We start from the raw sequence: 11,437 nt of genomic DNA on the forward strand, positions 1-11,437 counted from the left end.
AAAACGCAGAGCAGCGATTCTCCAATAACAGGAGAATCGCTGCTCTGTTGACGTTTTAAACTTTTAAGAGGATAGAGAGACTATCTCCGCTAGTAGAATATCTACTTATGGGACAGCCCCTTTTTTGAATAACAAGAAACTTCTTAAGTCCCTGCCTTAGCAACTTCATTATCAACAAGTTCTTTCATATAACGAAGTAAATCACCTTTAAGCTCATCATGCTGAAGTGCATAATGTATAGTGGTCTGGATGAATCCCATCTTTTCTCCTACATCATGGCGTTTGCCTTCAAAGTCATAAGCGATGATTCGCTCCACTTCACTTAAGCGGGAGATGGCATCGGTAAGCTGAATTTCTCCGCCTACACCTACCTGCTGCTCACCAAGCATATCAAAGATGCGTGGAGTTAAGATGTAACGTCCTAAAATCGCTAGATTAGAAGGAGCATCTTCTCTCTTTGGCTTCTCTACAAGACGATTGGCCTTATAGACCCGCTCAGCCAAAGGCGAAGCATCCACAACACCATACCGTGACACTTCTTCCCAAGGAACAGGCTGGACACCAACAATGGAAGATTTATATTCATCATAAACATCTATCATTTGTTTGAGACATGGTTTGTTTGCTTCCACAATATCATCACCTAGCAGTACAGCAAACGGTTCATTGCCTATGAATTTACGAGCACACCAAATCGCATGACCGAGTCCTCTAGGTTCTTTTTGGCGAATGTAATGAATGTCAGCCATCTCAGAAGATTTGCGAACGGATTCAAGAAGTTCCCACTTCTGCTTCTCAGCTAAGTTAAACTCTAGCTCAAAAGAATTATCAAAATGGTCTTCAATCGCACGTTTCCCTTTCCCCGTCACGATAATAATATCCTCGATTCCGGAAGCAACTGCTTCTTCGACGATATATTGGATCGTCGGTTTATCTACTATCGGTAGCATTTCTTTAGGCATTGCTTTGGTCGCAGGCAAAAAACGGGTACCAAGACCTGCAGCGGGAATAATAGCTTTACGGATCTTCATCACATTAACTCCTTCTGTCGGTTACTCTTCCATCTTAAATACTCTGTATAGTAAAATGGCATATTTCCTTTAATTATAGCAGTTATAACAGATTAATGTCAGAGTGTTTGTTATATTTGTATATCTATTCCAATCAAATCGGAGAGGGAGGAATTATATAAGTCTCTTACAAGATCCCCCCTTTGCTAACTTTCACCTATATACTATCTAGTATATGCAAGTAACAAAGAGGACGAGATCGTATCTATAAAAAAGGGCCAAGCAACTCCAGAATTACTCTGGTAGTCACCTAGCCCTATTTCTTAACCCTTATTACTTCGCGTTAACCAATTGTCCCCGAGTAACCCCCAGCTGGTTGGTAGCCTTCAAGCTCTTCCATACCTGCGTACCAGAGATCTCACCACGCAGTGCGCGGCTATACAGGCTAATTACTTCAGCCACTTGCTCTGGTGTCTCTTCCAGGAACTCCACGCGGTACGAGGATACGCCTAGATCACGGAAATTGTTCAAATACTCCGCACCGGACTGCTCCACTGCGTTATAGACAGTATTACGGCAGCCTTCATCTACACGAACTGGATGTGACATTCCTATACGGTCTTGCAGGGAAGCGCGATGCTCTTCACATGGACGGCCACAGTTCGTAAAGTTTGTGCCTTCACTCATGAAGGTACAGTATACACAGTGCTCAGTGTGGAACATCGGCAAATGCTGATGGATTACGATCTCCATACGAGAAGTATCGCTGTGCTCAAGCAGGTCGACCATCTGTTGAATGTTCAAGTCATAGGATGGTGTTACCATGTCACAGCCTGCCTCCAGGAACAGGTCCACTGCCTTATGGTTAGCGATATTCAGTGAGAAATCGCCGATTAGGCGAGGATGCACAGCATCCGGTTGCTCTTGACGGCGGCGCAGATAATAATACAGCGCACCGGTATTGCGCACTAACACGGCATCAGGCTGCAGGCGCAGAATATTGGCGTGGTAGCCGTTCTCACCCGGCATATGAATGCGCGGCGTGGCCAGCGCGATGCTGGCCCCTGCAGCCCGTACCGCATCTACCGCTGCCGGGAACTGCTTGATAAACTCGAAGTCGGCGTAGATGTTTCTCACGCCGGCCTCGAGCGCAGCCTGCACCTGCGGCAGGCTGCGGCACAGCGCGGTGAGCTCCGCTTCACCAGCGCGCTGCGGAGCGACGTCCCTACGGTTAGCGTCGCCGTAGACCTCGATCGCCCGTTTCACGTACACGGGCGGTTTCGGGCGCTCGCCCGCAAGCAGCTCCACCGCTTGGCGGCGGATGCTGTTCAGCTCGCGCATAGGGACGATGACGTCGCCTTGCAGATGCGACTCTAGCGCGTCAAGCTGGAACACGGTTCCGCCGAGGCGGCCGAATTGTTCTTCCAGCAGCGCGGTATCCATCGGACGCTTTTGTGCCGCTTCCAGCGCGAGCTCCGAGTCCACACGGACGGTAACGTTCTTCTGAACGTCCGTCCACCAGGTGGTCAGCTTCTCGCCAACGCAGCCCTGCACTCGCACATGTACCGGGAATACCCGGTAAGGCTTCTCTGTCTCATAAGTCTGACGCAACGCCTTGTCTAGCGCAGGGTCATTCGTCTTCCAAATGCGGTCACCGACATTTAGACGACGAAGATCCACATCATTACGACCCGCTACGATGTCGATGATCCAGCCTTCTCCGGCTTCGCCTTCGAGCTTCACACCTTTACGACGAAGGTCGTAAACGCGTCCACCTTCTTCTTTTTTCGTCGGATCCCCTGCATCAAACACGATTCCGTCTCCCCGCTTAAGCGGTGCATGAATACGGCAGACTACGCCATCACGAAGAATTTGTTCAACTGTTCCGAGATATACACCACGGCTTTTCGGGAAAGTCCCGTCTACGAGCTTTTTATTGTTCGTTCCATCTAGGAAACCATGCGTGAAACCGCGGGAGAAGCTTTGTTGCAGTTCACGAACTTCTTCCTTAGATGGTTTAGACATATCGCCATCAAAATACCGGTCAATTGCCTTACGGTACTTACTAACTACATTCGCAACGTATTCCGGGCTCTTGAGGCGCCCTTCGATTTTGAAAGAAGTTACACCCGCCTCGATCAGCTCAGGCATAAGATCAATAGCTGCCAAATCCTTAGGAGAGAGCAAATAAGTCACATCACCCATTGGTTTAACTTCTCCATCCACCATCAGATCATAAGGCAGACGGCAAGCTTGGGCACATTCTCCGCGGTTGGCGGAGCGTCCACCCCACATTTCCGAAGTTAGACATTGACCCGAATAAGAGACACATAAAGCTCCGTGCACGAATACTTCCATCGGCAGACGGGCTTGTTCCCCAATCGTCTTAATTTGCTTCAGATTGTTCTCACGACCCAGTACCACACGTTCCAAACTGAAAGGCTTAGTGAACTCGACCGCCTCCGGAGAAGTAATCGTCATCTGTGTCGATCCATGAATCGGGAAGTCAGGTGAGATTTCACGAATCATTTTGACCAAACCTAAATCCTGAACAATCACCGCATCCACGCCAGCATCTACACAAGCGTCAATCAGTTCTTTTGCATCGGACAGTTCATTTTCAAAAACCAGTATATTAAAGGTCAGGAAGCCCTTCACACCATAGCTATGCAAAAACGCCATAATTTCCGTCAGCTCGTCCATGCGAAAGTTGTTCGCTCTCGCCCGTGCATTAAACTTCTCTACGCCAAAAAAGATAGCATCCGCTCCGTTCGCTACCGCCGCACGCATGCAGTCCCAGTCACCTGCAGGTGCCAATAGCTCCACGTCTTCTCTGCGTATTTGTTGCTCTTTCATTTATATCCTCCCAAACCGCCATGTGGCGGGTCATTTCTAGTTGATTAACTTGATAATTGTATCAAATATCACATCTCAGCGCCATGTGTTTACCAACATTTATATAAAGAAAAGAACGCCCCACGCCATTTTGGCTACAAGGACGTTCTCGTCTAAATGAATTACACTCTACTATTAGTTAGTCATGAACTCCAAACACCTCTAAACTACTCATTCCCCGTAAACCGAAACGACTGCAGCGTTTTATCCAACAAAGCCTGCTGTTCTGTAGTGGCATTGGCATCATTCAGCGTAACAGTAATCGTGTAGACCACCTCATTTTTGCCAAAAACAACGTGCTTACTGCGGAGAGGAACACCATTCTTGATTTGATGCACAGTAAGGATCGTAGCAGGAACACCTGCAAAGGTAGACTCCACTATACTTTCAATGCGAGGACCTTTAGGATCATTATTTTTATTCTGATAAGAATCTTTGAGCATATTCACCGCATAATCGACTGAGCCCTCAGATTTCGAGTTAATCTGGAAACGTCCTCCGATGAACCGATACTCTACCAACTGTGTCTCGAATACATCTTGATTGGGTGTCCATAAACGTGGAATGTCGATGGCATAGCCGTATCTTTTGGATACTTTGGTTATCGTTTTATTCTTGATTGTCTTATAGTCATCGCTAGCGAGTCGCCCGAAGTTCTCCTTCAACAGATCAAAATCAATATCAATAGAGGATATAATAGCTTTGAATTTGGCCTTATCGTCTTCTTGTCCAGCAGGTGTCACATATTCAAAATAGTAACGGTACCCATTCTTGAGCACGAGTGCCTGATATTCTGTCGTCCAACCGTTGCCGAAATTCAGCTGTGTCTCACTTATTTGCGCAGGTACGCCGGAGATTTCAGACTTCATGCTACCTTTAACAACATAAGCGTCCGCTACAAAGTTCTCTTGCGTGTTTGTCTTCAGCTCTTCAGCCCAGCTCTCTAGTGTAGAACCAGCAGGTGCCGATGTAATCGCCACACTCAAATGACTTCCTTGTTTGCTTTCATAATAAAAATGCTGCTCATCCTTAGTCCAAGCGGCAGGAACCTGTAGTGAGATGCCATAGTCCTCATTATAGGCTTCACTCAAGCCATTCTTTACAGTAGAGAGATCACGGATTTTGTTATCCTTAGTGTCAAAAGAGGGTCGAAAAGAGCTCAGTAACCCCGCATATTTGTCTAAATCTTTATAATTAGTGGCTTTTTCATCGGTCAAATAAATCTCGTAAAGTCTACCTTCAGCATAGATCAGCCTGTTTTCCCAGAGTGCTCCGCTAGAATCTTTACTGACCAATCGTGCATAAGGTACAGAGGCTTTCGGGAACGACTCCCGGTCTAATATCAGCTCACTGCCTAACTCGACTTCCCGGACTAGTTGTTCTAATAGCCCATCTGCATCAACAGCAACTGCCTGATCACTTGCATGAATCTCCAAATAATAAAGATTGTCCGCACTGGAGAAGGTAGCCACACTCTCATCTCCACCGCTATTTCCAGCAATCAGTCCAGACGGATAATTTAGTGTCCATCGATAATAACTGTTCCCAATTTGCGTCTTCCCCACTTCGCTATCAATACCAGTATCCACTGGCACATCGCCTTCATTGTCTGCAGGAACTAAGGTAATGATGAGCTCATCCCCGTTACCGTTAGAGAGGGTTGCACCCAGTACACTCGCCACAAAACGCAGCGGCACCATCAGCACACCTGAAACCATCCGAGGCGCGGTGGTGAGTTTAACTTTAGTCTCATCCTTCCAGGCGCTAATACTACCAATCGTCATTAACCCTGTATGAGAGCCGTACGTTACTTTCACTACATCATTTCCTTCTAAGGAAACCGTGCTGCCAAATGTCTTTTTAAAAACCCCGAGCGGTACCATAACCGTTCCGTTCTCCATATAAGGCCGCTCGATAGTCACCTTCTTGCCATTCACCGTAGCTGAAGTACTGCCAACTTTAAGACTCAGCTGTAGCTTGTCTGTTTCTGCTGCCCGTGCGGTTTGTATCGGTAATATAGAAAATAGCAATAATAAGGCCAGCATCGCACACAATCCTTGTTTTAAAACTTTAAAGCCCATTTCCCGTCCCCCTCTCGAGTTTCCTGATCACTCTTCCGTATGCTCGTCCCCATCTGCTCCTGAACCCTCTTCACTTAATAGGGGGTCACCCTGAGTGAGCACCAGCTTACGGATGACGATATCCCCATCACTTTGCATAACCAGTCGTACCGTCGTACCTGGAGAATAGCTTTTAAACAATTCATTAATATCAACAAGTGAGACCACACGGTGGCCGTCAATGCTGTATAAGACATCGTCTTCGGCAACACCCGCCTTGTGTGCTTCAGCAGAAATCACTTTGGTTACAGTCAGGGGATCAAGCGTTGGCAAGCCCACAATCGAGGACCAACTCGGCTCTAACTCCAATCCAAGACTCGGGTGTTTTACTTCACCGTACTTAAAAAGCTGGTTCATAATATACTGCACGGTATCCGACGGTATAGAGAAGCCCATATTCTCTACGCCCACCGCTGAGTATTTCAGGCTGTTTATTCCCAGCACTTCGCCCTTCATATTCACTAGCGGGCCCCCACTATTTCCGGGATTAATCGCTGTGTCACTTTGGATCAGGCGGTAAGCCGCAGCTACTTCACGGTTAAGGCCACTAATAACCCCTACAGTCGCTGAATTCCTTAGAGAAAAGTTAATCGGTGTTCCGATGGCCACTACCTTCTCACCAACAACGGTTTTGCCGGTCGATGGAATAAACCTTGCAGGTTTAAGGGAGGTTGCATTGATTTTGATCAGGGCCAGATCACTAACTTCATCGAGATATGTTTCTTTAATGTTGTAGGTTTTGGAGTCCGACGTCACTACCAAGGCATTCTGCAGATCCTTGATGACATGTGCATTGGTTACGATCCATCCGTTCGATTTCACAATAATACCAGAGCCATGCGTCAGATTGTACCGATCATCCGGTCCGCTATTCCCGCCACTATCGTCTTTGCCGATAATGCCCACTACGGAGGGGGCGATACTTTTAATAATCCCTGGGACAGGGTCTTCAGCTGCTGTAGAATTTTTGATTTTGTTTTTCTGGGTTGTCGTCGCCTCGCTAACCGTCTTAGTCGTACTACCCAACGCATAAACCGACTCACTCCATACTCCGGACAGCAACACACCACACAGCAGCAGGCCCAATCCTTTCTTCACCAGCTTCTCCCCAATCCTCATCAACCTTCACCAGACCCTCTCTCTGCACATGGATAAATTTTACATTATATAATCTGAAAAAAGACACCTTCAATGCGCCCACGGCGTTAAAGGAGTCTTTTGGTGCAAAGCTGTTCAATTTAGTTCTTTCGTTAACTTAACCAATGCATCACCATGGCATAGTCAGAGATTATAAAAACCAACAAACTAACCGCTCCGAAACCAATGGCGAACTTGTTCTTCTGGGGAGCTCTCAGTAACCGAATAACTCCGACCAAAATTAGGATGGTGAATAAAATCATAAAAACATCAAAGGTATGAAATTTAGACGGTCCTTGCGCGGCAACTTCTGCAAGTAGCATTACCTTACCTCCTCAAAAATGTTGTCAAGCAAGATCCAGTATTGCCCATATCCTCTTCTATGTTATCGCTACCATTTGGGCGATGCAATAGGTTTTGTAGAAAAATTATGTATTTGTCGCAAAAAATATATTTTATGCCTGCAAAATTGAATGAATTGATGATATTGTTCATTGACGTTTGGTGCGTTTCAGTGAAAATGATGCGAGCGTAACAATTAATGCGCTATTTTATGAAGGTGATGAAAATGAAGTATCGGTTATGGATTAAAGCCTCCTCAAGTTAGCCGAGTATCGATTTGGTTTGACTTGAGTTTTTAGGGATGCTTTCCTCAATCTAGTAACCGAAGCTTTTGGTAGAGCTAAATGTATATTACAAATAGTTATTTATTTTTCAAGGAACCATCGAGCCTACTGTTATTCTATTACCCATTTAGTACACTTACAGCAACAGCATGCTCCTCATTCAATCTTACGACGGACATGCCCTACATATGCCTATCCCGTCTATTATTTGGTGTTCTTTTTATAGGAGTCATATAACGTTTACCAGAAACTCACATCAGATCGTATAATCACTCTAATTTACCGGTGAATACCAGCAATTGTACCGATTAATTGTTTTCCCAAAATAAAAGTTTCAAACAATAAACAATAAGGCCACGGCGAAATACCGTGACCTTTATTCTTTGGTAGTTATACTATCCAGCTATTTATAGCTTAGGTGGTTTCAGCCGTCTCAAGCATAAGCGCTTCGGTACGCTCCGTATCACGAATCAGAACTGGCTTCAGATACTTACCTGTGTAAGACTCCGTAACAGTAATGATCTTCTCTGGTGTTCCTGTTGCCAGTACGGTTCCGCCGCCACTGCCGCCCTCTGGTCCCATATCGATGATATAATCGGCAGTCTTAATAACGTCCAGATTATGCTCAATGACAAGAACCGATTCTCCGGAATCCACCAAGCGATGCAATACTTCTAGTAAACGACCAATGTCGTCCACATGCAGACCTGTTGTAGGCTCATCCAAAATATAGAGTGTCTTACCTGTACTACGACGGTATAGCTCAGAAGCCAACTTCACACGCTGCGCTTCACCACCGGATAATGTTGTTCCTGGCTGACCAATCTTAATGTAGCCAAGACCCACATCCATCAGCGTTTGCATTTTACGATGAATACGAGGGATATTCACGAAGAACTCTGTAGCATCCTCTACTGTCATCTCCAGCACGTCGGAAATGTTTTTCCCTTTATACTTCACTTCTAGTGTTTCCCGGTTATAACGTTTTCCTTTACATACCTCGCATGGAACGTATACGTCAGGCAAGAAGTGCATCTCAATCTTGATAATTCCATCCCCACGGCAAGCTTCACAGCGTCCACCTTTTACGTTAAAGCTAAAGCGTCCCTTTTGGAACCCACGTACCTTTGCCTCATTCGTCTTCGAGAACAGATCACGAATGTCGTCAAATACGCCGGTATAGGTTGCTGGGTTAGAGCGTGGTGTACGCCCGATTGGTGATTGGTCGATTTCAATAACCTTATCGAGATTTTCCAAGCCGCGAATTTCTTTGTGCTGACCCGGACGCACCTTCACAGCCTTATTCAGCTGCCGTGCCAAGCTCTTGTACAGAATTTCGTTAATAAGTGAAGATTTACCGGAGCCCGACACGCCAGTCACCGCTGTAAACACACCCAATGGTATCTTCACATTCACATTTTTCAGGTTATTCTCTTTCGCGCCACGGATTTCTATCCAACGATCATCGGTAGCACGACGCTTAGCGGTAACTGGAATAAACTTACGACCGCTTAAATATTCACCGGTTAAGGAATTCGGATCTTTCATAATCTCTTCTGGTGTTCCTTGCGCCATAACTTGTCCACCATGAATACCCGCACCCGGTCCAATATCAATAATATAATCGGCTGCCATCATCGTATCTTCGTCATGCTCTACAACAATCAACGTATTGCCTAGGTCACGCATATGAGCAAGCGTAGAGATCAGGCGATCATTATCCCGCTGATGCAGACCAATGCTTGGCTCATCCAGAATGTACAATACACCCATTAAGCTCGAACCAATCTGAGTTGCCAACCGGATACGCTGTGCTTCACCACCAGATAGTGAGCCTGCTGCGCGGCTAAGTGTCAAATAGTCCAATCCGACATTCACCAGGAACCCCAGACGATTGCAGATTTCCTTCAGAATGAGATTGGCGATAGCTGTCTCTTTCTCACTTAACTTTATTTCTTCAAACCAATGCTGACAGTCACCAATCGAGAGATCGGTAATATCCGAAATATTGCGTTCGTTGATCGTCACCGCCAAAATTTCTTTTTTCAGACGTTTGCCTTTACACACATGACAAGGCTTAGCACTCATAAATCCTTCGATAAATTCACGAATACCGTCAGATGCGGTCTCCCGGTAACGCCGCTCCAGGTTGGGAATAATCCCTTCAAAAGCAACCATCGCATCTTTCTTTTGTCCAAAATCATTCTCATATTTGAAGCGAACCTTCTCACTACCCGTACCATGCAGAAGTTTATTCATATGATCAGGTGTTAAACTGCTCACTGGAACGTTCTGTGGAATATTAAAGTGCTCACACACGGACTTCAGAAATTGCGGATAGTAATTAGATGTACTTCCAGTCCAAGCTAAAAAAGCACCCTCTTCAATGGATTTCTCAGCATCAGGAATAAGCAGGTCTGGATCGACCACCATTTTCATACCAAGTCCGTCGCACTCTGTACAGGCTCCAAACGGACTGTTGAATGAGAACATACGTGGTGCCAACTCTTCAATACTAAAACCACAAATCGGACAAGCAAAATTAGAACTGAACAGCAGCTCTTCCTGACCGATGATATCCACAAGGATTTTACCGCCCGAAAGCTTAAGCGCCGTCTCCAATGAATCCGTCAGCCGGGTCTCCATATCATCTTTAACGACGATCCGGTCCACAACAACTTCTATGGTGTGTTTTTTATTCTTCTCAAGTTCAATATCCTCAGACAGATCTCTTAGCTCACCGTCCACACGCACACGTACGAACCCTTGCTTAGAAATATCTGTGAAAAGTCCTTTGTGTTCCCCTTTACGCCCTGAAATGATAGGTGCCAGGATCTGCAAACGAGTCTTCTCTGGATACTGCATAATCCGGTCTACCATCTGTTCTACAGTCTGGGAGGTAATCTCAATTCCATGCTCTGGACAATGTGGGTGACCGATCCGTGCAAAAAGCAACCGCAAATAGTCATAGATTTCAGTTACCGTACCTACCGTAGAGCGCGGGTTGCGACTTGTTGTCTTCTGATCAATAGAGATTGCCGGGGATAATCCGTCTATCGAATCCACATCCGGCTTCTCCATTTGCCCCAAGAACTGACGAGCATAAGCTGACAAAGATTCAACATAACGCCGCTGTCCTTCAGCATAAATCGTATCAAATGCAAGCGAAGACTTACCCGAGCCGCTCAGCCCCGTCAGCACGACGAAACGGTCACGCGGAATCGTCACATCGATGTTTTTGAGATTATGCGCCCTCGCGCCTTTAATTACAATATTTTCGTTCGCCAACGGAACCTCTCCTTAATGAATCAAATATCAAAACTTTAACGATTTCAGAGCTTTATTAAAAGCGTTTTCGATCCCTCCCAAACCCTCCCTTCCAAGGGAGGGCCCCAAGGGTTGCACCCTCTGGACACCCGCATTTTTTGACGAAGGAGGTTGGGGGGACGGAACTTAGTGACAGTGGTGCTTGGAGCGCTTGTCCCTACGGGACCGCTTGAACGTTAGGCGCACACTAGCTAAGTGCGGGAAGTGTGAGATTACCGCAACTACTATAGCGTTGCGGAACGCTGTCCCTATGGGATGCGCGTAAGTGCCAAAAGCGTTGTGGAGCGCTGTCCCTATGGGATGCGTGGAACATCTATTATTC

At 46.2% G+C, this 11,437-nt stretch carries 6 protein-coding genes; all 6 read right to left on the reverse strand.

Translation table 11 applies throughout. The features are described 5' to 3' along the window. Positions 1–143 precede the first annotated feature (143 nt). The gene (galU, locus tag L1028_RS01560) at positions 144–1,031 is read right to left on the reverse strand and encodes a UTP--glucose-1-phosphate uridylyltransferase GalU (protein WP_234530334.1); all 888 of its coding nucleotides are present in this window, start codon (positions 1,029–1,031) and stop codon (positions 144–146) included. A gap of 312 nt (positions 1,032–1,343) precedes the next feature. After that, the gene (locus L1028_RS01565) at positions 1,344–3,866 is read right to left on the reverse strand and encodes a U32 family peptidase (RefSeq protein ID WP_234530336.1); all 2,523 of its coding nucleotides are present in this window, start codon (positions 3,864–3,866) and stop codon (positions 1,344–1,346) included. 206 nt (positions 3,867–4,072) lie between these two features. Then, entirely contained in the window at positions 4,073–5,986 is a 1,914-nt protein-coding gene (locus L1028_RS01570) for a stalk domain-containing protein (protein WP_234530338.1), read from the reverse strand. A gap of 27 nt (positions 5,987–6,013) precedes the next feature. Continuing rightward, positions 6,014–7,147, reverse strand: a complete 1,134-nt coding sequence (locus L1028_RS01575) for a S1C family serine protease (protein ID WP_423802999.1) — start codon at positions 7,145–7,147, stop codon at positions 6,014–6,016. 128 nt (positions 7,148–7,275) lie between these two features. Then, positions 7,276–7,485 (reverse strand): DUF2759 family protein, encoded by a 210-nt coding sequence (locus L1028_RS01580; protein ID WP_042131279.1) that lies wholly within the window; start codon positions 7,483–7,485, stop codon positions 7,276–7,278. A gap of 717 nt (positions 7,486–8,202) precedes the next feature. Continuing rightward, positions 8,203–11,076, reverse strand: a complete 2,874-nt coding sequence (gene uvrA / locus L1028_RS01585) for an excinuclease ABC subunit UvrA (RefSeq protein ID WP_234530362.1) — start codon at positions 11,074–11,076, stop codon at positions 8,203–8,205. Positions 11,077–11,437 lie beyond the last annotated feature (361 nt).

Origin of the sequence: Paenibacillus pseudetheri (genome assembly GCF_924513355.1) — a bacterium.
Lineage (GTDB): Bacteria > Bacillota > Bacilli > Paenibacillales > Paenibacillaceae > Paenibacillus_AQ > Paenibacillus_AQ pseudetheri.